Source organism: Shewanella sp. AC91-MNA-CIBAN-0169 (genome assembly GCF_040310165.1).
In the GTDB taxonomy this organism is placed as follows: Bacteria; Pseudomonadota; Gammaproteobacteria; order Enterobacterales; family Shewanellaceae; genus Shewanella.
Genome location: NZ_JBEOPM010000008.1, coordinates 124,085 through 147,842 on the forward strand (window position 1 = coordinate 124,085; position 23,758 = coordinate 147,842).

General features: G+C 39.8%; 20 protein-coding genes, 1 tRNA gene and 1 pseudogene. 10 read left to right on the plus strand and 12 right to left on the minus strand.

The window, feature by feature from the left end:
* Positions 1 to 90: 90 nt before the first annotated feature.
* From AAEY98_RS09355 to AAEY98_RS09370, 4 genes are all read right to left on the minus strand, one after another.
* On the minus strand, positions 91 to 1,692 hold the full coding sequence (locus AAEY98_RS09355) for a methyl-accepting chemotaxis protein (RefSeq protein WP_351016497.1): 1,602 nt from the start codon (positions 1,690 to 1,692) through the stop codon (positions 91 to 93).
* 475 nt (positions 1,693 to 2,167) lie between these two features.
* Positions 2,168 to 3,733: an alkyl hydroperoxide reductase subunit F gene (ahpF, locus tag AAEY98_RS09360; RefSeq protein ID WP_351016500.1), complete on the minus strand. Its 1,566-nt coding sequence runs from the start codon at positions 3,731 to 3,733 to the stop codon at positions 2,168 to 2,170.
* Between the two features lie 113 nt (positions 3,734 to 3,846).
* Positions 3,847 to 4,416, minus strand: coding sequence for an alkyl hydroperoxide reductase subunit C (gene ahpC, locus AAEY98_RS09365; RefSeq protein WP_101086214.1), 570 nt, complete (start codon positions 4,414 to 4,416; stop codon positions 3,847 to 3,849).
* Between the two features lie 242 nt (positions 4,417 to 4,658).
* Positions 4,659 to 5,402 carry a spermidine synthase gene (locus AAEY98_RS09370; RefSeq protein ID WP_101086215.1) on the minus strand — a complete coding sequence of 248 codons (744 nt, stop codon included), beginning with the start codon at positions 5,400 to 5,402 and terminating at the stop codon, positions 4,659 to 4,661.
* A 150-nt stretch (positions 5,403 to 5,552) separates the two neighbouring features.
* On the opposite strand from AAEY98_RS09370, the gene AAEY98_RS09375 reads away from it, so the two are divergent.
* Entirely contained in the window at positions 5,553 to 6,116 is a 564-nt protein-coding gene (locus AAEY98_RS09375) for a mechanosensitive ion channel domain-containing protein (protein ID WP_101086216.1), read from the plus strand.
* 365 nt (positions 6,117 to 6,481) lie between these two features.
* Here the strand turns inward: AAEY98_RS09375 and AAEY98_RS09380 are convergent, their stop codons facing one another.
* Complete coding sequence (locus AAEY98_RS09380) at positions 6,482 to 7,219, minus strand: dienelactone hydrolase family protein (RefSeq protein WP_101086217.1); 738 nt, start codon at positions 7,217 to 7,219, stop codon at positions 6,482 to 6,484.
* Positions 7,220 to 7,319: 100 nt separating this feature from the next.
* On the minus strand, positions 7,320 to 8,309 hold the full coding sequence (locus AAEY98_RS09385) for a 2-hydroxyacid dehydrogenase (protein ID WP_101086218.1): 990 nt from the start codon (positions 8,307 to 8,309) through the stop codon (positions 7,320 to 7,322).
* A gap of 577 nt (positions 8,310 to 8,886) precedes the next feature.
* On the opposite strand from AAEY98_RS09385, the gene AAEY98_RS09390 reads away from it, so the two are divergent.
* From AAEY98_RS09390 to AAEY98_RS09410, 5 genes are all read left to right on the plus strand, one after another.
* Positions 8,887 to 9,306, plus strand: coding sequence for a hypothetical protein (locus AAEY98_RS09390; RefSeq protein WP_101086219.1), 420 nt, complete (start codon positions 8,887 to 8,889; stop codon positions 9,304 to 9,306).
* Between the two features lie 34 nt (positions 9,307 to 9,340).
* On the plus strand, positions 9,341 to 9,631 hold the full coding sequence (locus AAEY98_RS09395; protein WP_351016503.1) for a hypothetical protein: 291 nt from the start codon (positions 9,341 to 9,343) through the stop codon (positions 9,629 to 9,631).
* Positions 9,632 to 9,725: 94 nt separating this feature from the next.
* Positions 9,726 to 10,403, plus strand: a complete 678-nt coding sequence (gene rluA / locus AAEY98_RS09400) for a bifunctional tRNA pseudouridine(32) synthase/23S rRNA pseudouridine(746) synthase RluA (RefSeq protein ID WP_351016506.1) — start codon at positions 9,726 to 9,728, stop codon at positions 10,401 to 10,403.
* A gap of 100 nt (positions 10,404 to 10,503) precedes the next feature.
* Entirely contained in the window at positions 10,504 to 10,965 is a 462-nt protein-coding gene (gene asnC / locus AAEY98_RS09405; protein ID WP_011636002.1) for a transcriptional regulator AsnC, read from the plus strand.
* A gap of 292 nt (positions 10,966 to 11,257) precedes the next feature.
* A complete protein-coding gene (locus tag AAEY98_RS09410; protein ID WP_192115404.1) occupies positions 11,258 to 15,124 on the plus strand; it encodes a S8 family serine peptidase in 3,867 nt (1,288 codons plus the stop codon).
* Between the two features lie 101 nt (positions 15,125 to 15,225).
* On the opposite strand, the gene AAEY98_RS09415 is transcribed toward AAEY98_RS09410, so the two are convergent.
* Positions 15,226 to 15,924 (minus strand): hypothetical protein, encoded by a 699-nt coding sequence (locus tag AAEY98_RS09415; protein WP_101086223.1) that lies wholly within the window; start codon positions 15,922 to 15,924, stop codon positions 15,226 to 15,228.
* A gap of 472 nt (positions 15,925 to 16,396) precedes the next feature.
* Here AAEY98_RS09415 and AAEY98_RS09420 point away from each other — a divergent pair.
* Positions 16,397 to 16,543, plus strand: a pseudogene (locus AAEY98_RS09420) (YegP family protein); the annotation flags it as partial.
* A gap of 95 nt (positions 16,544 to 16,638) precedes the next feature.
* On the opposite strand, the gene AAEY98_RS09425 reads toward AAEY98_RS09420, so the two are convergent.
* Positions 16,639 to 16,723, minus strand: a tRNA-Leu gene (locus AAEY98_RS09425).
* 373 nt (positions 16,724 to 17,096) lie between these two features.
* Here AAEY98_RS09425 and AAEY98_RS09430 point away from each other — a divergent pair.
* Positions 17,097 to 17,228: a DUF3149 domain-containing protein gene (locus AAEY98_RS09430; protein WP_101086224.1), complete on the plus strand. Its 132-nt coding sequence runs from the start codon at positions 17,097 to 17,099 to the stop codon at positions 17,226 to 17,228.
* A 435-nt stretch (positions 17,229 to 17,663) separates the two neighbouring features.
* On the opposite strand, the gene AAEY98_RS09435 is transcribed toward AAEY98_RS09430, so the two are convergent.
* A complete protein-coding gene (locus AAEY98_RS09435; protein WP_101086225.1) occupies positions 17,664 to 18,275 on the minus strand; it encodes a superinfection exclusion B family protein in 612 nt (203 codons plus the stop codon).
* A gap of 228 nt (positions 18,276 to 18,503) precedes the next feature.
* On the opposite strand from AAEY98_RS09435, the gene AAEY98_RS09440 reads away from it, so the two are divergent.
* On the plus strand, positions 18,504 to 20,084 hold the full coding sequence (locus AAEY98_RS09440; protein WP_350977141.1) for a sensor histidine kinase: 1,581 nt from the start codon (positions 18,504 to 18,506) through the stop codon (positions 20,082 to 20,084).
* Positions 20,085 to 20,106: 22 nt separating this feature from the next.
* Here the strand turns inward: AAEY98_RS09440 and tcdA are convergent, their stop codons facing one another.
* Positions 20,107 to 20,910: a tRNA cyclic N6-threonylcarbamoyladenosine(37) synthase TcdA gene (gene tcdA, locus AAEY98_RS09445; protein WP_174839622.1), complete on the minus strand. Its 804-nt coding sequence runs from the start codon at positions 20,908 to 20,910 to the stop codon at positions 20,107 to 20,109.
* An 828-nt stretch (positions 20,911 to 21,738) separates the two neighbouring features.
* Here tcdA and AAEY98_RS09450 point away from each other — a divergent pair.
* Positions 21,739 to 22,758: a porin gene (locus AAEY98_RS09450; protein ID WP_351016510.1), complete on the plus strand. Its 1,020-nt coding sequence runs from the start codon at positions 21,739 to 21,741 to the stop codon at positions 22,756 to 22,758.
* A 173-nt stretch (positions 22,759 to 22,931) separates the two neighbouring features.
* Here the strand turns inward: AAEY98_RS09450 and AAEY98_RS09455 are convergent, their stop codons facing one another.
* Together AAEY98_RS09455 and AAEY98_RS09460 are read right to left on the minus strand one after the other, a co-directional pair.
* Positions 22,932 to 23,249 (minus strand): putative quinol monooxygenase, encoded by a 318-nt coding sequence (locus AAEY98_RS09455; protein ID WP_351016513.1) that lies wholly within the window; start codon positions 23,247 to 23,249, stop codon positions 22,932 to 22,934.
* 14 nt (positions 23,250 to 23,263) lie between these two features.
* Positions 23,264 to 23,722: a GNAT family N-acetyltransferase gene (locus AAEY98_RS09460; protein ID WP_351016516.1), complete on the minus strand. Its 459-nt coding sequence runs from the start codon at positions 23,720 to 23,722 to the stop codon at positions 23,264 to 23,266.
* Positions 23,723 to 23,758: the final 36 nt, after the last annotated feature.

A 23,758-nucleotide genomic window follows, 5' to 3' on the forward strand; every position in this document is an offset into this window, starting at 1 on the left:
TGGTGCTGGATAAAATAAAAAACGCACAGATTTCTCTGTGCGTTTTTTTATCGTGTACCACTCACATTTGGATCTGAATTGTCAGCAATATTACAATTTAAACTGTGAGGTAGCGTGGTTAAGCTCATTAGCAAAACCGTCTAACCCTTCTGAAATACCCTGCACTTCGGCAAGAATCCCCAGTGTTTGTTCAAACGATGCATTCATTTCAATCACATTATTCGCCACATGTGCAGCAACCAAAGATTGTTGTTCAGTCGCTGAAGCAATATGAGTATTCATACTATTAATACTGACAATTTTAGATTGAATTGAGCTTAAGACTTCACCGGTGTCTTTAGCATAACGCTCGTTTTCTGATGACTTAGTAATCGCCACATCCATGGTGCTCACCGATGATTCAGCTGCGATTTTAAGCTTTTCTAATACGCCACGGATTTCTTTAGTCGCGTCTGCCGTTTTAGACGCCAGTGCGCGAACTTCATCAGCAACAACAGCAAAACCACGTCCATGCTCACCCGCTCTAGCGGCTTCAATGGCAGCATTTAACGCCAATAAGTTTGTTTGATCTGCAATAGAGGTAATCACGTTCAAAATTGAGCCGACACTTTCAGTGTCTTTAGCTAACTCATGAATTGAGTTCGATGCCAGCTCAATACCGGAGTTGAGTTCTTGTGAAATTCTCACTGTACGTTGTACTACAGCTAAGCCCTCGGTCGCTTCTCGCTCAGCAACTTGCGCCGCTTCTGCCGCTTGCTGGGCACTGTGTGAAATGTCATTCACCGAGTGGCGCATTTCTTCCATCGACATATGCACGGCTTTAGCATCGTGGCTTTGTTGCTTGGTTGCCTTAGTCGCAACAGCCATACGTTCTTTTAACGATGACGCACTGTCTAATAATGGACTGGTAACACTGACGACTTGTTGTATAGAGTCCGCCAATAAACGTAAAAAACGGTTAAAATTGCTTGATACTTGTCCTAGTTCATCAGTACCTGCAACCGTCAATTGATGACGCAAGTTACCTTTACCATCTGCTAACTCACCCAATGAACTTGCCACATCACCAGCAGAACCACTGATGGAACGAGCAATCGAAATAGTAGCAAGCGCCATAAACACCAATAATGCGATACCGATGCTAAATGAAAGATATAAACTTTGCTCTGAACGGTCGCCAGCCTCTTTAATGGTAGAGCTAAACTCATCCACTTTGTCGGCTTTATAAACAGTAATTCCGTTGGTCAGTTTATCGAAAATTTTAGCTTTTTTCTGACTGATTTGTCCCACATCTGCCATATCGATCGTGCCATCAAGCATGCCTCTTGCCAATGACAGTGTCATGGTATTGTATTCATTGAGGCTGTTAGATAATTGCGATAAAGCGGCAGTCTCTTGCTGATCGGTAGTTGATAAGTCGGTTAAATTATCGTTAAGTGAAACAAACGTTTTATTGGCGTTTTCGAGCAAATCTTCATCTGCAAACGATACCGCTTGGGTATATAACTCATCTAAGCGTTGTACATAAATGACGTTTTGGTTTGCAAGTTCAACCCGGTTTGCCACCTTGGTTTCCATGAAAGACAAGGTGTCGCGATTTTTATTAATCGCAACTGTGCTAATACCAAGGTTAACGGCAAAAATAATAACCGATAAAACAAAAATCAATCCAACCTTTTTGAAGATTGACATGTTACTAAACCAATTCATATTCCGCCCCCAAGCGATAATCAAATGAAGATAAAACAAATGTAGAGCTTATCAATACAACTACAGAGATATTGCTATTGAGAACCGTGATACCGAGTCTCAATCCTTGAGGCTATTATTGTGTTGCGACGGATACCGTTTAACATCAACCCTTAGTCAATTCACTACAGCTGATAGTATTTTATTGTTATAAAAATACTATCTAACGAGATAAAGCTCATGTGTAAATGACTATCTATTTTTATATTTACGTAAAGGTGTACGTAAAGGCTATCGACCTAAGTTCAATATACTTGAAAATTTTCTAATATATCAATTTCTTTATCCGTTATTGATAAACAACCAATCCATACAATGTAAGGTTGTAAATGAAAATACAAAAAAATAGCCTGCAAAATGCAGGCTATTTTTATTCGGTAGTTGATATAAAACCACATATAACAAATCTTACAATCTGCTATGCAGCTTTTACATCCTCTTCTTCTGAATGTCTGATGAGATAATCAAATGCACCCAGTGATGCAGTTGCGCCGCTGCCCATAGCAATAATGATTTGCTTAAACGGGGTATTGGTTACATCACCTGCGGCGAATACACCAGGGATAGATGTTTGGCCACGCTCATCGACTATAATTTCGCCGCGAGGGGTCATATCAACCACACCTTTTAGCCATTCAGTATTAGGAACTAAACCAATTTGGACAAAGATACCGGCTAAGACAACGGTATTGCTTTCACCTGTTGCACGATCGGTGTAGATCAAACTGGTTACACGGGTACCATCACCTTTTACTTTAGTGGTCATCGCTTGGGTAATAATGGTGATGTTACCCATTGATTTAGCTTTGCGCTGTAGCACTTCATCGGCACGTAACTTACTGTCAAACTCAAGTACGGTGACGTGTTCAACGATATTGGCTAAATCGATAGCCGCCTCAATACCAGAGTTACCGCCACCAATAACCGCAACACGCTTACCTTTAAATAATGGGCCGTCACAGTGTGGGCAATACGCTACGCCTTTATTACGGTACTCTTGTTCACCAGGAACGTTCATTTCTCTCCAACGTGCACCAGTTGCCAAAATTATCGTTTTACTGCTTAGGGTTGCGCCACTTTCTAAGGTCACATCAAGCAGGCCATTTTTAGCTAAACTCAACGCTCGTTGGTTTTGCATAATGTCGACGTCATAATCCTTAACGTGGGCTTCAAGGTTAGCAACTAGTTTAGGGCCTTCGGTTTTAGACACTGAAATAAAGTTCTCAATACCTACGGTTTCGGCAACTTGGCCGCCAAATTTCTCCGCTACGATACCGGTGTTTAACCCTTTACGAGCAGAATAAATTGCCGCTGCAGCACCTGCTGGGCCGCCACCAATCACTAACATATCAAAAACTGATTTTTGGTTTAACTGCTCAGCTTGTCTGCCTGCAGCATTTTTATCTAACTTATTCAGTACTTCAACAACGCTAATAGCACCTACAGAGAAGGCTTCGCCGTTTAAAAATACTGATGGCACTGACATGATATTGCGATCGCTCACTTCCTGTTGGAAAAGCGCACCGTCAATCATCACGTTAGTAATATTTGGGTTAATTGCCGCCATCATATTCAGTGCTTGGATCACTTCAGGACAGGTTTGGCAACTTAACGAAATATAGGTTTCAAAATGGAATTCACCAGGCAATTGGCGGATTTGTTCAATGATATCCGCATCCAACTTAATCGGATGTCCGCCGCTGTGTAATAGCGCTAACACCAGTGAGGTAAATTCATGACCCATTGGCAATCCAGCAAAGGTAATGTTGGTTGCAGCTTGTGGGTTAATCACACTCATACTTGGTGTACGCTGACCTTGTTGATACGTGACTGAAACTAAGTCTGATGAGTCAATAATGTCTTGGGCTAGGCTGGTTAATTCTTTGCCTTTGTTTGAGTCATCTGCAGATACGACAAGTTCAACTGGGCGCTTGAGGTTTTGCAGATAGGTTTTCAGTTGATTTTTTACATTCGCATCTAACATAACAACTCCTAAAAAATGGGTAATAATCGATAATTTTAAAAGTGCTAGTCAGTGCCGGGGGGAACACCGACTAGCTGGAGATGATATTACTAACCTAAGGGTAAACTTAGTGGTTAGATTTTACCCACTAGGTCAATTGAAGGAGCCAATGTTTCTTCACCTGGCTGCCATTTAGCTGGACATACTTCGCCATCGTGAGTTGCAACATATTGTGCAGCTTGAATTTTACGAACTAGTTCAGAAGCGCTACGGCCAATACCTAGGTCATGAATTTCAGCGACTTTAACTTGGCCTTCAGGGTTGATAACGAAACTACCACGAAGTGCTAAACCATCTTCTTCAATCATTACACCAAAGTTGCGAGTGATAACACCAGTTGGGTCACCAATCATTGGGTAAGTAATTTTGCCGATTGTGTCTGAACTTGAATGCCAAGCTTTGTGGGTAAAGTGAGTGTCAGTTGATACTGAGTAAACTTCAACGCCCATTGCTTGTAACTTTTCATAATGGTCAGCCATGTCGCCCAATTCAGTTGGACATACAAAAGTAAAGTCAGCTGGGTAGAAAAATACTACTGCCCACTTGCCTAATAAATCTTGCTCGGTAACTTCAACGAAAGCACCATTGTGGAATGCAGTTGCTTTGAAAGGTTTGATAGTGCTATTGATGATAGATTGTGTCATGTCATGCTCCATTTAGATTTACATTAAACCCGATACCAATATGGTTTCGGTGATGGCAAACAAACTGTGCTCGTCATCTGATGTAGTCATAATAGCGATCGACATCAATTAAGTATAACGGATAAAAACTATCACCTTAATCGGTTTTTCATATTGAACTATCTGGTTAGATAAATCCTAGAGCGTAAAAAACAAATACCGACATAGGTCGGTATTCGCTTAATGATACTTACAGGCGGGAATTATTCCCAAGGACCAAATCTTGTCAGTACGCGACTGACATTAATTTCAAGTTTTTGTGAAAGCGTTTGGAGCTCCTGCTTATTATTAGCAGCAGAAAAACAATTCGCTTTATTAGTGGCAAACACCACCCAATTTCCGCCGCCAGTTAAACATGCAAAGACTTGGTTAAAATGTGCATGAAGTGTGTCACGTAACTGTAAATCACGGCTGTGTTCTTTCCAGCAATTTAACACTAAAAAACCATCGGTTTTGAGCAGCTGTTTTGTTTGTTCAATAAATTGAGTAGACAGTTGTTGTTTATCTACGCCTTTGTCACTGTAGATATCGGCAAAAATGACATCCACTTTTTTGTGCTCTGCTTGGGCTAAAAACTCATACGCATCTTGATGTAATACAGTGAGCTTTTTACTCAAGGGTAATTGAAAAAAGCGCTTAGCGACTTCAATAACTTGTTGGCGCAATTCAACGGCGGTAATCTTAATTGCCGCATCAAAATGCCTCAGAGAATGCACTAATGCCCCGCCTCCTAAGCCTAAAATAATGACACTTTTCGGTTGCGAAAATAACAACACAGCCAACATGGCTTGAACATAGGTATGTTGCGGTACATGTGGTTGGCTCTTATCCATTTTACTTTGTTCATCATTATCACCAAATGATAAAACCCGATAATCGCCATCGTCGAGTACACAAAAATCACCAAATCTATCACCGTCGACGTGCAATACTTTATAATCGGACATACTTCACTCAGTGAGGAGTCTTGCTTAATATACGACAGCAAGATTTTTCTACTTTAAAACTCTATTATACCCCAGAATGCTGGCCGAAGTTCGCGTCAAATAGCGTATGTAACACAATGTTTTATTATCATTACGAGATAGGGAATTGACATGTTTAACCATTTATTGATGATCTTTATTTATTTGGCGGTGTTCTTTTTTGCCCAACGTCAGGTTAATAAATGGATCCATTTGCAAGCTGAAAAGAAACAAGTCAGTGAAGTACGTAGCCGTTTAATTACCCGTTTGATTTCTTATTTGTTGTTTTTTGTGACGATATCCGTCATGGCGGTGTCATTAGGGTTAGGCTATCAAGAGGTGTCGCTATTTGTGTCTTCAGCCTTTGCGGTATTAGGCGTGGCGCTATTTGCTCAATGGTCGATATTGAGCAACATCACTGCTGGTGTATTAATCTTTTTTGCATTTCCGTATCGTATTGGCGATCGAATAAAAATTGTTGATAAAGAAGAAGATATGAGTGGCATTATTGTTGAAATCAGTTTGTTTCACGTATTGATCAAACGAGATATCGGCGATGTAATGACTTACCCTAATAGCTTAATGCTACAAAAAGCGGTGATTAAATTACCCGAACCTCGAACATCAAGCGCGCTTTCAACAAGCAACAAAACTAAAGCGAAGATTAATGCAAACCGAGCGCGGTGGTTAAAGTAATCCCCAGGCAGCCACTTGATGGTTTATACCCAAACGACCTCGAAATACAAGATTGTGCATGCCCAGAAGTGACAGAGTTCAAGGGTCTAGGAATAGCGCGCCTACGGGCTGTTTCAGACTCGATAGCAAGAGATAACAAGCGAACGCTGCGCTCAGGGATGGGACCGCTTCGCTGCTAAGATTTTATAGGATCTAGCCGCGAAGCGACCTAGAACCTAGAACCTAGAAATAGTGATATTAAACAGAGCGTCACCATTCTGTTCAATCACTACCTTGTTCCGTTATCCTACGGGAGCTCTGAAGCGAGCATGTTGGAGTGGCTTGGGTATATGTGTACTTAAGCTCAACGCAGACATGCAATAAGACTAGTTTAATACTCGATGAAAAAATGCCACCGCTTGTAAATACATTTGCAATGCTAAAGCGGCATCGTAACGCTCGCCTTCATCACGCATAAAAGCGTGTTGTGCATTGACTTCAAGCCAAGTAAAGTTTGCATTTACCTGTTCAAGCTTTTGATAAATAAGCTTACGACCTTCTTTAGTGACATGCGGATCTTGCTTACCAAACACCATCACTAACTCGCCTTTTATATCACCAGTACGGGTTAATGAATCATTGCCTTCTTGGCAAGGTAATGTGTTTGAATGAATGTCGGTTGGGTATAAACAAAAAGCACCGCTGATGTCTGGATTAAGTGCGGTGCGGTAAGCTAAGTGACCACCGATACAAACACCCATAGCGCCGACTTTATCACTGCAAAATGACTGTGCCCGTGCAAAGTCAACTAACGCACAAGTGTCACTGTCATGATGTTCCAAAGGCTTGGCCCACTTGTCTGCATTACCTTTATCTTTACCGGCTTCATCATAAGCCAACACGGTTCCGATAGGATTTAGCTCATGAAACACTTCTGGTACTAATACAACAAAACCATGACCGGCTAAGATTGCCGCTGAGCGAGCAATAGGCGCGGTTTGCTGAAATATTTCTGAGTAGAAAATAATGGTCGCAAATTGGCCTTTAGTGTCTGGACGATAAAGCGTGGTACGCATTAAGCCCGTAGCCGTTTTAATGTCGTGAATTTCAGTTGTTGTAATCATAATGTTCCATTTATTTTGCACTGCGCCTAAGATTTATCAAGCTGGGCAGAGTGTGATTATAGTCTATGTACTCGTAAATATTCCGGTTAACCCGTACGAATTAAAATAGCTCATTATTACAGGTTTGCCCTGTGGTCAACTGAGTCACATTCGTTAATGTTGTTGAGGCTATCGCATTTAATGCCTCTTCAGTTAAAAAGGCTTGGTGACCGGTAAAAATCACATTATGACAAGCAGACAAACGACGGAAGATATCATCTTGAATAATCTCATTTGATTTATCTTCGAAAAATAATCCTTTTTCATTTTCATATACATCAAGCCCTAACGAGCCAATTTGGCCATCTTTTAACGCTTCCATCGCATCAAAAGCGTCTAATAGTCCGCCGCGGCTGGTGTTAATCACCATCACACCTTGCTTCATTTGGCTAAAACTGACCTTGTTGAGTAAATGATGGTTATCTTTGGTCAACGGACAATGCAAACTAATGATATCGCATTGAGGATACAGGCTTTCTAATGAGACATATTCGACGCCAAGATCAATTACCGCTTGGTTTGGATAAGGATCGTGGGCGATCACTTTACAGCCAAAACCTAATAAAATTTTAATGGTCGCCAAACCAATTTTACCTGTACCAATCACCCCAACGGTTTTGCCAAACATGTTAAATCCGACTAAACCCGACAACGCAAAATTGGCATCACGAGTGCGTTGATAAGCTTTATGAATTTTACGATTTAAGGTCAACATTAAGGCCACTGAATGCTCGGCGACTGACTCAGGTGAATATGCTGGTACGTTAACGACTCTCATCCCTAATCGCTCGGCAGCAATCAGATCGACATTATTAAAGCCAGCACAACGCATGGCGATTATTTTTGTACCGCCTTTTTCCAACTCAACTAACACTTCTTCACATAAAGAGTCGTTGACGAACGCGCACACGACTTCATAGCCTTCTGCTAATTTTACGTTTTGCATGCAAAGTCGGTAATCAAAGAATTCAATATCAACCTTAAAGGTTTCGTTAATACTATTGAAATGGCGAATGTCGTAAGGCTTTGCGCTAAAAAATCCAATTCTCATAAGGCTCCAAATGCGTTAATGGCGCTATCGCGATCGTTTACTACTATTGAATGCAATAGTCACGCTCAAAACAGAGGCTAATTGTATGTGAATTAACAGTTATTGTCGTCAATATCACACGGGATAAAGATGAAATTGTGATCCAGACTCTCCCTTGTTAATAGCAACGACAACAATAATCACTCTGCAGTATAGTTTGCTTGTAACGCCCACAAAAAACATCCTTTTAGCGTTATAAACCTCATCCATTTCTTGCCCATATCAACACGGATTTAGCCAAGTTCTCTGGAGCCACATTCGTGACGCCTTGATACAGCCGGAAACTAAACATAGCGAATGTCGATTTCATTTGTTCATCAACATATTCTCATTTCACTCTACTTCAAATAATCTAGAGTAGAGACGCTCTTAAGAGATACCTAGTAAGCTAGAACACATGATAAAAAACATCTACTTAAGGCATTCATTTATTAAATTGAATAATCACATTGAAAATAAAAAAAACTGCTGTACCCATCACTGTTTTAACGGGGTAAAATTGCTAATGTTACTGCTATGTTAACCTAGCAACGACACTATGAATCAGAAAAAGAATTTGCCAGTATCAAACCGCCGATTTTGGATTGAACGGATAAGCAAAACTGCACTCAGAGCACTGCACATTATTGGTGTAGTGGGCAGTGGTGGTGGCATTATCTTTAATCTTGAGTTATCTCTGTGGTTTAATTATTGGCTTATTGCAATCGTATCCGGTGTATTACTAATGAGTTGGGAGATCATTAGAGATTGGCGCTGGCTAATACAACTCAAAGGAGTGTTAACCTTACTAAAAGTCATCCTACTAGGATTTTTTATTCAAATAAGTCAGTGTCATTCTGAATTAGTCATCTTTATTATTTTATTATCTGTTATTGTATCTCATGGACCCGCTGGATTACGCCATTACTCGATAGTTCATCGAAAAGTGATCCAGAGCAAAAAAGAAATAAAAGGTTAATACACCACAACAGAGATGACTCTAAGGACACTGGATGTACCCTTACCCAGACCAATATCGCATTGCTATGCCGCCATTGACTACCGCTTTTATGGTGGCTTGGGCGTTGATGAGTCACGCCATTTTCACCGATGCTAGCCCATTTTCACTTTATCCATTATTAGTACTCTTTCCGACTGTCATTGGTGCGCACCTTTTTTTAATTTGGCAAGCAAAAGGTATGAGTCGTCTTGATCAATGCTTTTATGCATTGGTACATATCCCACTTGCGTTTGTAGTGTGGACATTCACCATCATGCACGTCAACGGCAATGCATTCTCTTAAATCGTCGTTTTAGTCTTTCAGCAATACCATTCTATACTTGCACATCATAAGCCCTAGCGGTATCTTTGCCGCGAATTGACTCACGAGAGCAACTATGGCTGATTTCATTTACAACCCACCCACCACTCCTTGGCTAGATATTGTGTATCAAGATAAGGATATTCTGGTCGCAAACAAGCCCTCTGGACTACTATCGGTTCCAGGAAGAGAGGCTATTTATCATGACAGTATTTATTCTCGGGTTTTAGCTGAACATCCAAATGCGCAAATTGTACACCGATTAGACATGGCTACCTCTGGGGTTATTGTCGTAGCACTACGACGCAGTGCTGAACGAGAATTAAAACGTCAATTTCGTGATAGAGAAACAGCCAAAACCTATTTTGCTCGAGTGGCTGGTCATATGAAAACCAATATCACTAAAGTCGATTTACCGCTAATTTGTGATTGGCCTAATAGACCCAAACAAAAAGTAGACCACACTGTTGGAAAACCTTCGGTGACGTTAGTTGAAGTCGTGAGCTATGGTGCTAAGTCAACATTAGTCAAACTCACTCCAATTACTGGACGATCGCATCAGCTTCGAGTCCATATGATGGCATTAGGCCACCCTATCCTTGGTGATGGATTTTATGCCGATGCTTTAGCAAAAAGCTTATCACCTAGGTTACTCCTTCATGCCGCGGCATTATCGATAACTCACCCCTACTCTCAACAAGTAATGCATTTTGAGTCTCCCGTCACGTTCATGGCCCCAACGGCGGATCAATAACAAAATTAAACATTGTTAATAACCATGCTAATTTTAGTAGCTATTATGCAATGAAAGTCGTAGATTTATGACCAATTAATGGTTTATTAGGCTTTATACCGTGGATAGCTCATTTCAACGTGATGAATTAGACAATCATATACTTACCGCACTTATGCAAGACGCCAGAACACCTTTTGCGGAACTGGCGAAACGTTTTAACGTCAGTGCTGGGACGATCCATGTTCGCGTTGAAAAAATGAAACAAGCTGGCATTATTACTGGTGCGCAAATTACTGTAAATCCCAAAGCGCTCGGTTATGATGTTTGCTGCTTTATCGGTATCAATTTAAAAAGTGCAGGCGATTATCCGGCTGCTATTGCCAAGCTAAATGAATTAGAAGAAGTGGTAGAAGCCTATTACACCACCGGAAATTACTCGGTATTTGTAAAGGTAATGTGCCAATCTATCGACGGGTTGCAGCATGTGCTGATTAATCGTATCCAATCTATTGATGAAATCCAGTCTACTGAAACACTTATTAGTCTACAAAACCCTATCGTAAGATCTGTAAAGCCCTAGATTATGGAGGGCTAAGTAGCCCTCAAGCCCTGCATCAACCCCTAAATTGTCAACTCCCACTAGTGAATAACACAACTTCAATCACAAACCTGCACATACTTATTAACAATTGATTGCCGTTTTTTTAAGTTACAGTATTACTTTTGTTAAATCTTTGTGCTACAAATGCTACTGATGTGCCATAGAGTGCAGCAAAAAACTGAACATATTATAAACACCATCACTTAATATTCATCGTGTTACAGCGATATCCCCCTCAAATTGAGTGGTGTCTAAAAACAAGGAAGAAGTTGTGAAGACAAAATTAGCCCTAGCCATTTCGGCAGCACTAATATCAAGTGCTACTTATGCAAATACTCAATATAGCTCTAACCATGCAGGCATTGAACTGCTTTCTACTGACCATAACAAAAAACCTGCGGTTAAAATTAACGATGTCAAAGCTCCTCAGCGTTATATTATTGAACTAGAATCACCTGCTATTGCAAAATATCAAGGTGGTATTTCAACTTATGCTTCTACCGCGATTAAAGATAAAAATAGCAAATTAGACATTCAATCAGCTCCAGTTAAAAGCTATGTGTCTCATCTGCAGGCCGAGCAAGCTGCATTTACAAAGGCCCTTTCAAAGGTTGCTTCAAATGCTAAAGTTGAACGTCAATTTACAACATTATTTAACGGTGTCACTATTGTTGGCCAAGGGTTAACTGTTGAACAAATAATGGCTATTCCAGGGGTTATCTCTGTATACCCTGAAGCTATGTACAGCACTAACATGGATGCTTCACATGAAATAATCAACAGTGAAGCTATGTGGAATGCTGTTGAGGGCATGGAAAATGCTGGTAAAGGTATTCGTGTTGCCATTATTGATGGTGGTATTCGTCCTGAAAACCCAATGTTCTCAGGCGAAGGTTTTGAAGCGCCAACAGGGATGATGCCAACAGATGACTACTGTTCAACTGTTGATAGTTCATTTTGTAACGACAAATTAATTGTTGCACGTTGGTCACAACCAACATTTGCGGTATGTGCAGATGAATACATGAGCCCATTAGGGTTTGGTGGTCATGGTACTCACGTTGCCGGTACTGCTGTAGGCAACAAGGTAGAAACAACATTCCAAGGTGTTGATGTTACATTATCAGGCGTTGCTCCAGCCGCATATTTAATGGCTTATAAAGCGCTGTATTCTACAGAAGATTGTTCTGGTGGCAGCGGTTCTAACATCATGCTGATGGAAGCATTAGAGCATGCTGTTAATGACGGTGCAGACGTAATCAATAACTCATGGGGTGGTGGAGCCGGTGCAGATCCAGCAAGCAGCCCATATAAAACAATGTTTGAAGCTGCTGAAGCTGCTGGTGTTGTTGTAGTAAGTGCTGCTGGTAACGATGGTAACGCAGCTAAATCAGTAGGTTGTCCTGGTTGTATTGAATCTGGTATCACTGTAGCTAACAGCACGACTGGCCGTTATTTTGCTAACAGCTTCAATGTTGGTGGTGATGATTTATTAGCGATTCCAGGATCTGATACCATTATTGAAATGGATATTACTGCTCCAGTTATTTCAGCACTCAATATTGATGCCGAAAACTTTGAAGGTTGTGATCCATTCGCTGCAGATTCATTTAAAGATGGTATCGCACTAATTTCACGTGGTACTTGTAACTTTAGCGATAAAGTGACCAACGCTGAAGCTGCCGGCGCAACTGCCGTTGTTGTTTATAACAACCGTGCTGGTGCTCCAATATCTATGTCAGTTCCAGGCATTACATTCCCTTCTGCTATGATCTCACAAGATGATGCCATGGCAATTATTGATTCAATGGGTGATACAGCGACTCAAGGTACTATTGGTTCTGAAATTAAACGTATTGTCGCAAGCAACCTAGCAGATACAATTAATCAGTCTAGCTCTCGTGGCCCAAATGGTAATGAAAATATTCTTAAGCCTGATCTAGCAGCTCCAGGAACAGATATTTTATCAGCTTTCTCACCAGACGATGGTGGAGAAAACTTTAACATGATTACTGGTACCAGTATGGCCAGCCCACATGTGGCGGGTGCTGCTGCTTTATTAAGCCAGTTACATCCAGATTGGTCATCAATTGACATTAAAACAGCATTAACGTCCACATCTACAATTGATGGTATTTTAGATTATGATGCATCAACTCCGGCTACTCCTTTTGATATGGGTGCGGGTCGCATGGATCTTGATGCTGCAGCAAAAGCAGTATTAACATTTGATAAGCCTTCAATTGCAGCAGACTCTTGTGTCGGTATCTGTACCTTTACTCGTACGGTTTACAACAAGAGTGATGAAAAATCATCTTGGGCGCTTTCTGCAAGTTCTGGTACTGCTGGTCTAATGATTTCACCATCAACACTTGAACTTGAAGCGGGTGCATCAGCAACCTTCACTGTCACTGTTGATTCAACATTTAGTGAATATGGTGATTGGATATTCGGTAATGTGATGATTAGCAGCACTGAAGGAAAGCAAAATGCTCATCTTCCATTGGCTGTACTCGCTAAAGAGTCAAGTGATTCATCATTAATATCAGCTTTTACAACTGACACTGATATTTCTGTTGCTGATCCTTTCACAATAAAATCTGTTGTGAATAACACTATGTTTGAAAACACGGTAACTCTTACGGCTACGGCTCCTAAAGGCACTAAGCTTACATCAAAAGATGATGTATCTGTGGTCCTGAACGGCGCCTCGCAAAATGGTCTATCTGTTGATGAAAACACTGGCGTAGTCACTTGGGTTGGTTCAATGGATTTACCTGAAATGGTCACGACTAGTGGCACAGGTACATATCCTAATATTACCGCTCTTGGCTTAAGTCAAACACCTGCTTGTTTAGACGGTTGTGATGAAACTACATTTGTATTTACAGTTCCAGCTTATAAGTACAATGGACAAACTTATACAGAAATCACTATTTCGGATAACGGCATAGTCATTCCTGGTAATAGTTCAACTGCAGGCACTTATGCTAATAAAGAACTACCTGATAGCTCAAATCCAAATAATATCCTTGCACCATTCTGGTCAGATTTTGATTTAAGTGATGGTACAGTTGGCGATACTGGTGGTGGAGCAATCTCTCTTGGTGTCGTGAGCACTGGAACAGCTTCATTCTTAGTTGTTGAATGGAATGATGCGCAACTTTGGGGCGATCCTTCAGGTGATCAGTATAGCTTTAGCGTGTGGTTAAAAACTGGCGATACTGAAGAAGTCACATTCAATTATTACGATATTCCTGGTATGCCAGCTAACGTAACGATTGGCGCTGAAAACATCAGTGGTAGCATAGGTACAACTCATTACTTTAACGGTGCAGGCACATCTGTTACTAATGATGACTGGGTTGAAGTAAGATCAACAACTGCAGGTAGTGTTGAACTTGCTTATAAAGCAATGGTTACTGAGTTTAGCTTCGGCCAAACTGACACCCCTTCACTTGATGAAGATACTTCTATGGAAGGTAATGTATTAGATAATGATACTAAGCCAGACCAAAAAGTAGCTCGTACTCAAGTAACGGGTGATGGCATGACGGCTAAGGCTCAACGCTTAATCGATGTGTCTCCTGCTGGAAAGTTAGACACTGTTGTTCTTGTTGATAAAGTGACTAATGGCGAACTGACGTTAGCAGCAGATGGTGCATTTACTTATACACCAACAGCTGACTTCACTGGCACGGATACATTCTCTTATACATCAACTGATGAAGAAGGGAATTTGAGCACGCCTACACAAGTCGTTATTACTGTTAATAACGTTAATGATGCTCCAACGGTTGCGCCTTCAGGAATGAATAGCGCTGGTGGATTTGTAGTAACAGCAAAAGCAAATGGTAAAGACATCGATGGTGATGCTTTAACTTATAATTGGGTTCAAACTGGTGGTAAGAGTGTTAGCTTTACTAACGGTGGTCCATCAATTCTGTTTACTGCTCCAGTAGGTGATGACACCTTCACTTTCACAGTAACTGCATCTGACGGTGAGCTGACAAGTGCACCAGGTACAGCAACCATTAATGTTACCGAGGAAGTAGAGCAATCTTCTGGTGGTTCTATGGGTTGGTTAACTGCACTATTACTACCATTAGCTGCATTACGTCGTCGTAAGCACTCATAATAGTAATCATTAATTTGGCATAGCCTAAATGATGTAAAAAAAACCAGCTGTTATCAGCTGGTTTTTTTATTGGGTAAAAATATCAAACTAGATAACCTTAGTTATTCATCTTCATCCGATTCATCAGCATGAGCAGAAGCTTCAAACTGCTCTACATTCGCCAATTGTCCAAACCAGAAGTCTGAACTCACCATCTTAAACTGACGAGATAAACCTTCATTTGATACTAATTCTAGCTTCCACAATATCCCTAAGGCTTCTGGAAATTGTGTCCCGGTAATTTGGTCTTCATATAATCGATGCAATAGTGCATCAGGAGATAACCCAGATGCGAGAAGACGTACCATCGAGGCATGTAATGACGCATCAAAAATAGTTAACTCTGCAGCGTCAGTTGCAGTGACATTAACCATAAACTCAACACCGGTAGGCTCGGCAAAAACACCATTAAATGCTTCTCTCAATAAGGCATAAGCGCTAAAAAAACCTTCATGGAGCAAGCAATCAGAATATTCTTCCCACATTCTGTCACCGATCATGTCATTACTTAACTGATCAATTTTACCTTCAGTTAATTCACTGAATAAATGCGTCAAGATGATTTTAGCTGCTTCATTGGCCTCTAAATCATTTAGAGACATCATGCACATTTCTCTAAGTTCAGTAGCCTCCATTCCTTCTAGGCCATCATCTAAGCCCATAATAGCCATCAACTGAAGGTAGTCTTCATTTGACCAAGCATTCGGGATCTTATTGATTTTACGAAAAGAACCAATTTGAACATTAAATTGTGCTTGCATGGAAACTCCTTCTTATAAGCGTCAAAAAGTGACGAAGATAGGTCAAACTAATACCCAACATGTGCAATCGCAATACTGTATAAGAGCAAAAACAAAAAATGTCATACCGATAGACCACCGAATAAACATAATAATTTGATTTATAATGCTTTATTAAAAATTAAATATATTAACAATTATATTAAACTTTGTTTATATGATATTAATTTAGCTTATAAATGAATCAACTCACATTTTTAAGCCATTTTATCTTAAACAGAAATGGAATGAGATAATGCGAAGAAACCCTATAATGATTCATCATTATAGTTCAAATTGAGTCAAAGGCAGAAAAGGAGAAGTCACCCTGACAAGTGAACTTTAAACAGTTAAAAGTGGCGTAAAGAATAGTATTGAGTCAGCATAAAAACTCTCACAGCCAAAATATCCTTGCTAAAGAAACAGTAAAGAACGATAAGCCTATTTCAACCTCAAAGCCGCTAATCATCAAGTCATTTGTACTAATCAAATGTATTCGAGAATGTCTATCAAAGATACTGGAATACGTTCTGTTGTGGAGAATGGCAATACAGATACAAACAAAAATCTAACGGCTTGCCGATTCACAGATGAGACTTAGTGCTGTTGATCCAAAGCAGGTTAATTTGTATCTGTTATCATTGAATTTAAAGCATTAAAAAGCCCTGTTCAATTAAGAACAGGGCTTTCAAATGATGGTACCTGAGGTCGGACTCGAACCGACACGCCGCGAAGCAGGGGATTTTGAATCCCCCATGTATACCAATTTCATCACTCAGGCAAAGACTTAGTAGCTATGTTAGCTTTGCAAAGTAATCTGAGAAATCCAAATATCTTTGCAAAACAACACTCGTAATTTAATCCTAACCAAGCAATACTTTTCGTAACAATCATTGTCACGATTAAGTGCTGGCGATTATACCGTTGCATTTAATAATGGCAAGCCCTTTACCTATTATTTTCTATAAAAAACACTCAATTGGTCAAAAGTCATTCATCACCCTCTATTAAGATGGATTGTGTTATTTTGTGAGCTAATTGGCAATTTTACACTAAGTTAACATCATGACGGCTGAAGATTGATCAAGATCAGTATAACGACGTTATTTTGACTTTATGATGATCACGTCTTCACAACCTAAAGGATAAATATCATGGCATTTTGGTTAGATTTAATGTTTGGTAACGCAATAGGATTACTTTCTATGATGGTAATTTTTTGTACCTTTGGAATAATGTCTTATCTAATGTGGATGTTTATTGTGAAGTCTGCACCTACTAAGTGAGTCTCTTAATAGGTTAAGTTTTTTACTGCTTATTATTCATATCCAATATGGATACTTCCTTGTGAATGATACATTGGCGACAAAACACATGATGTGTTTTTATGCCAGAATGGGGGCTTTATACGCCCCCATCTTTTTTATTCATCTACAGCACTATTTTCCGCGCTATTATACCAATCCTATTAAATATGTGATCTTTCAGCGGGAGTTCAAAGTGCTGTAGGCAAGGCTGATGATTGAAGCGAATAGTGATTCTATTTTGAAAACATCTAACGAAGCATAAAGGACTTTGAAACCCGCCAGAATGGAGTCTCTCAGGTATTCCACTTCTGTGTTGTATCGATTAAAAAGGGAACAACCATTTCTACATCAATACGCCTTGAATTGAAAAACCTGAGAGACTCTGAATTGAACAGATATTTAATGAGATTGGTATTACACTGCATGCTTACGTGATTGAATCAATCCATTAATAAAATGTGGTCGCGTTTTAATCAGGTAACTCATTTCTTCTGCACTGGGTTCACCCGCTGGTAAACGGAGTACATCACGATTTAAATAATTACGTGCTTGCATCGAAATTTTGTATTCAGCCGTTGGCCCTTGAATCGCATAGTGACGCTCGTTTCCAAGCATTTCAAGTATGCTGGTATTAACTAAATTTTTAACCGCTAATTCATTTTGTGGCAAGGTTAAAATAGTTTGTCCTTGTAAAAAGAATTCCCGTAGCAAGGCTCTTTCAGCAGGGTCCAGTAGTTTCACTTTTGCGTCAATAGTTTCTACGGTACGTTTTTGACGTAAATATACGATGGCCTCATCGACGACAAAGGCAAAAATCTGGCTTAAAAAATATGCCACTCCCATAATCAACCCTAAGCCAATAAACTGACCATATTGATTAACGAGTTGGTCTAACGATAAAAACGCCAATAAATCTTTAGGCGCAAACAATAAACTAGCACATGTTACAATAAGCCATGACATAGAACTTACGAACAAACGCTTACTATTCAATAACTTTATTGAACCTACTTTCATTTTCATCATAGCTTACCCGCAGTGTCAGATTTTTGAGCTTACTAAGGCAAAGCAAAATATATGCCAGAAAAAATAATTGATTAGCTGATATTTATTTATTTTTTCATACTATATATGGCCTATCAGGCTATGCTTGAACCAAGGTATGTAACCCAAACTAACACTGGCGAAATGCATTGTAGAATAAATACTTTCATCGGTAGATCCTCCCTATTTATAAATCACAATGAAGAAACTATGCTGATATCCATAAAACAGTTACTGCGAAGTCCAATAGCTCGAAAACTGACGCTTTCTATCGTGATCTTTAGTTCTTTAATTACCCTCGTGACGACGGCTTATCAGCTCGTAAGTGATTATCAAAGTGATGTAAGTAGAATTGATCGCGTTTTTTCGAATATAGAAGCGGTAAATTTAGAAGTGCTGGCAGCCAGTATATGGGTAATAGATGAACATTTAATCGACACGCAGCTCCGTGGTTTAAGTCAATTACCTGACATAAACTATATTTCTATCCGTGATGACACTAATCAAGAATGGCACTTTGGTGAATATAAGAAAACGGCTGTTATTGAGAAACAATACCCATTAATTTATACCAATAATGAACATATTCCTGTTGGGACACTCATCGTACAAGCTGATCTAAATGTCATATATGATCGTTTGTATGATAAAGCAATACTGATTTTATTATCCAACGCGATCAAAACCTTCTTAGTGGCTGGCTTTATCTTGCTTCTGGTGTGGTTCAATGTGACCAAACATCTTCGTCAACTAAGCCAATATTGCGATGATATTAGCTTAGACCACGACTTTACACCTTTGGATTTTAATCGTAAGCCGCAACATGATGAATTCAGTTTGGTAGCCGATGCGGTTAATACCATGCAACGGCAAATAAGAGGCTCTTATCAAGCATTGCACCAATCAAAAATCGATCTTCAGCACGCACTTGAAGATCGCGATCGCTTACTGCTATTAGAACGCAGCTATAAAGATGAGCTCGCGCGCCAGGTAAAAGAACAAACCAGAGAACTTGAACAATCATTGCAAATGTTAAAACGAACACAACAAGTTCTCGTTGAAAAAGAAAAAATGGCGGCACTAGGTGGGTTAGTTTCCGGCGTAGCTCATGAAATTAATACCCCTATCGGTATTTGCTTAACGGCTGCCAGCTCGCAATTGTCTCACATAGAAGAGTTGATCAAATTAATCCATAGCGATGATGCCACTTTAGAACAAATTAATGGGATTTTAGAGCAATACCAACAAAGCAGTCAGTTAATCGTCAGTAATATCACTCGTGCCAGTTATTTGATCCAACAATTTAAATCTATTGCCGCAGAACAAAGCCACGAGAAAAACACCGTCTTTAATTTGAGCAATCTATTACGTGATATTACTGATTCAACATTAATGATATTTTCACCGCAAGACGTCGAAATAACCACCAGTTTGGATAAGCAGTTGCAACTTAATAATAATGCCAGTTTATTAAGCCAAGCTATCACTAATGTGGTATCAAATGCCTTTTTGCATGCGTTTAAGGATGTTTCGCAAGCGAAAATCCACATCAATGTCGTTGCTGAGCCAGACAGTATTCAAATCGAAATTCAAAATAATGGCGCGGTTATTCCTAATGACATCGTCGAACATATTTTCGAACCCTTCTTCACCACAGCTCGTCACAAAGGAGGAGTAGGTTTAGGGCTCGCGGCAGCGTTTAACGCGGTGACTCAGCTCAAGGGTAATATCTGTTATGTTGCTACGTCACCACTAGGTGGGCCAATGTTCGTGATTAGTGTGCCGAGATAACCGACAAATTTACACAACAATGTTAAGCGGGTTTAGCGGCTAATTTAGTCAGCACACGACTAACCGCAACAAACGCAAACGTTCCCGTTACCATAGTAATGGCGCCAAAACCGGAGGCGCAATCCATTCGCATACTGCCTTCTGCATTTTCTTTAGTGTTGCATACACTGCCATCAGCTTGAGGATAGACGAGATGTTGGGTCGAAAACACCGCATCTACAGCAAAACGGCGCTGAATATTTTTAGTGAAATTGTAATCTTTGCGTAATATGTTGCGCACTTTTGCCAATAATGGATCTTGTACTGTTTTAGCCAAATCAGTCACTTGAATTAAAGTCGGATCGGTTTGTCCGCCCGCACCACCTATGGTCACTAGCGGAATTTTATTACGCTTACACCAAGCGATTAAACCTGCTTTAGGCTTCACAGCATCAATACAGTCAACCACATAATCAATATTGCCACCTTGTGAAGCCGGCTTAAAATACTCAGCAAGATTATCTAAGGTAATAAAATCTTCTACTTCATTAACCACACACTCTGGGTTAATTTCGCCAATGCGTTTTGCCATAACCTCAACTTTTGATTGGCCAATAGTCGAAATTAATGCATGTATTTGGCGATTGGTGTTGGTAACACAAATATCATCTAAATCAATTAGCGTAATCTGCCCTATCCCACTTCTTGCTAATGCTTCGGCAACCCATGTGCCTACACCGCCAATACCAACAACCACAACATGGGCTTGCGAAAAAGTCGTTAGTGCGGCTTGACCATACAAACGGCCAACACCAGCAAAACGATGAGTATAAGATTCTGACAACATGGGTTACGCCCTAATTAACGACTATTTTCGCGACCAATTTTATATGATTTATCCTCAAAGCTAAACGTTTGTCACAATTCACTCTAGATGAATTTGGTTAAGGGTGCATTTTGGTTTAATAACAAGCACCACATGCTCGTATTTATAGCGAGTAATTCTGCTCACTCGTTTTGGTATATGAGATATGAAACATGGGATGTGGGATGTGGGATGTGGGATGTGGGATGTGGGATAAAGTAATAAAATCGGTTTATTGCAGCTTAACAGATCAAGCTGACCGGAGGATTAACACGTCAATAGTGTACCTATATCTATGGTAAACCATACCATCTCGATAGCAGGATAAAGAGCCGTTTGATAGCAATCTATTACTCAGCAGAGGCAGATTGAGCTAAATGTCTTTATGTCCTAGCGCCAATGTGCCTATCACAACAAACATTAAAATATGCTTAATTTATAACCTTATTAGACTAAAGATATAAAAATTAACATCGAATATTCACAATGATTAAATTAACATGGGCTAACATACAATTTTGCAACTTTTTATGGTTGTGCGCTAGCCTATTTTTAATCGAATAGGAACATCCCTAAAGAGGTAGATCCACGCCATATGGTGATTTTTTTATACAAATGGTCGCAGTTATCACAGATTTATACACAAAATTTCAAGTAGGCCTTGTTTATTTGATCTAGGCCACACTCTGAAGGTATCAAATCTGTAAAAATCTGCACCAGATTGTTACAGAATTGAATCTGCGACAAACTTCACTAACTAAAACCATGAAAAATGGAATATAGAACATAACGTTCTAGGGAGCATGAAAGATGAAAAAAACCTTAATCTCTGCATCGGTAGCATCTGTACTTACATTAGTTTCTTTCGCTACACTTGCTGAAGGCCCAAGTTTCTATGGTCGTTTAGATTTATCAGTAACTAACTCTGATGAAGGCACTACGACTCAAAACGGTAAAGAAGGTACTGTATTTGAAAACAACTTTTCTAACTTAGGTGTGAAAGGTAGTGAAAAAATCAGCAACGGTATTGAGCTTTTATACCAAATGGAATTCCAAGTTGAAAGCACCACTCAAAATGATGAAGTATTTAAAGCGCGTAACACATTCTTAGGTTTGAAATCTGACGCAGGTACTGTATTAGTGGGTCGTAATGACACTGTATTTAAACAGTCAGAAGGTGGTATTGATTTATTCGGTAACTCAAATGCCGATATCGACCGTTTAGTCGATGACCAAGATCGTGTAGCTGATGGTGTTTGGTACTACTCTCCAATGATTGGCGGTTTAGTAACGTTAAATGCGACTTATTTAATGGATGGCAATTACGAAGATTCTGATGAAGATCAATATGCATTAAGTGCAACCATTGGTGATAAAGGTCTTAAAGCACACCCTTATTACCTAGCAGCCGCTTATAACACTATTAACGGTACTGATTCTTACCGTGGTGTGGCACAAGTTAAATTAGGTGACTTTAAAGTTGGTGGTTTATTCCAAAATACTGAAAGCCAAACAACTGACCAAGAAGGTGATTCATTCTTAGTTAATGTATCTTACAACCTAAACGGCGTAAATCTAAAAGCTGAATACGGTCAAGACGATGCAGGTTATGGTAAATACTTCAAAAACAGTGTTTCTAATGCTGGATCGGTTACTGGCACTGACGTAAATGTGACCCAAATAACTGTGGGTGCAGATTACCGTGTATCTAAGTCAACGTTACTTTATGGTCACTATGCAATGTATGAAGGCGATCATAAAGTTGCCTTAGCAAAAATTGATTTAGAAGATGACAACATCTTTACTGTTGGCGTACGTTACGACTTCTAATCATTCTGGTACTAGCTTCGGCTTAACACCTAAATGAGTTAAAAAATGCCAGTCTGTGAAGACTGGCATTTTTGTGTGTGCAATATTTGTGTACGCAATACCGTATTGGCAATCTCAACTGATGATTGCCAATGTTAAACGGGGATAATAAACTGTGCAGTAAAAGAGTCCGGTTAAGCGATCACTTGATTAAACACTTCAACATGATGTGACTCAACCAGTTCTGGCATCACATGGTGAAAATAATGTTGAATAGCCTCTTTGGCGCAATGCTGATCAAACGCAGCACGATCGACAAACTTTTCCACAAAGGCAACTTTGTTGTCGTCATCAATACTGACATTCAATTCATAACGAATACAGCCAGATTCACGACGAGTATCAGGGATCAAGCTTGCCAATACCGCCACTAACTCATCACGTTTTCCTGCTTTAGCCACAAATTGAGCGACACAAACAATTTGCTGGGTGTTAATTGCGTAATTTGACATTATTTTTCCTTACATTAATAAATTAATAACATATCAAGATGCTCAATTCCGTCTTCAAGGTACACATCTGAATTGACAATAAAGCCAAGTTGTTGATAAAAATGACGTAAATAATCTTGTGCCCCAATCTGAATATTGTCTGTTGGCCAATGCCGTTTTGCAATGGCTATGGCACTTAGCATTAATTGATTGGCCACGCCCTGACCACGGGCAGATTTTGCAACAGCAACACGGCCAATACTCGCTTGAGGGTAACTAATATCGGGCGCTAACACGCGGCTATAAGCCTCTATATCACCCTGTTCATTCACTCCCAATAAGTGCCTGGTTTGCGGATGTTTATCTTTTCCATCTAATTCAGGATAAGGACAATTTTGTTCAACCACAAAGACATCTACACGCAATTGCAATAAGCCATAAAGCTGCTCTAAAGACAGCTCAGTAAAACCAACATCTAGCCACGTTAATGTCATCTCTCACCTTAATTTATTGCTATCAATTAAGATAAT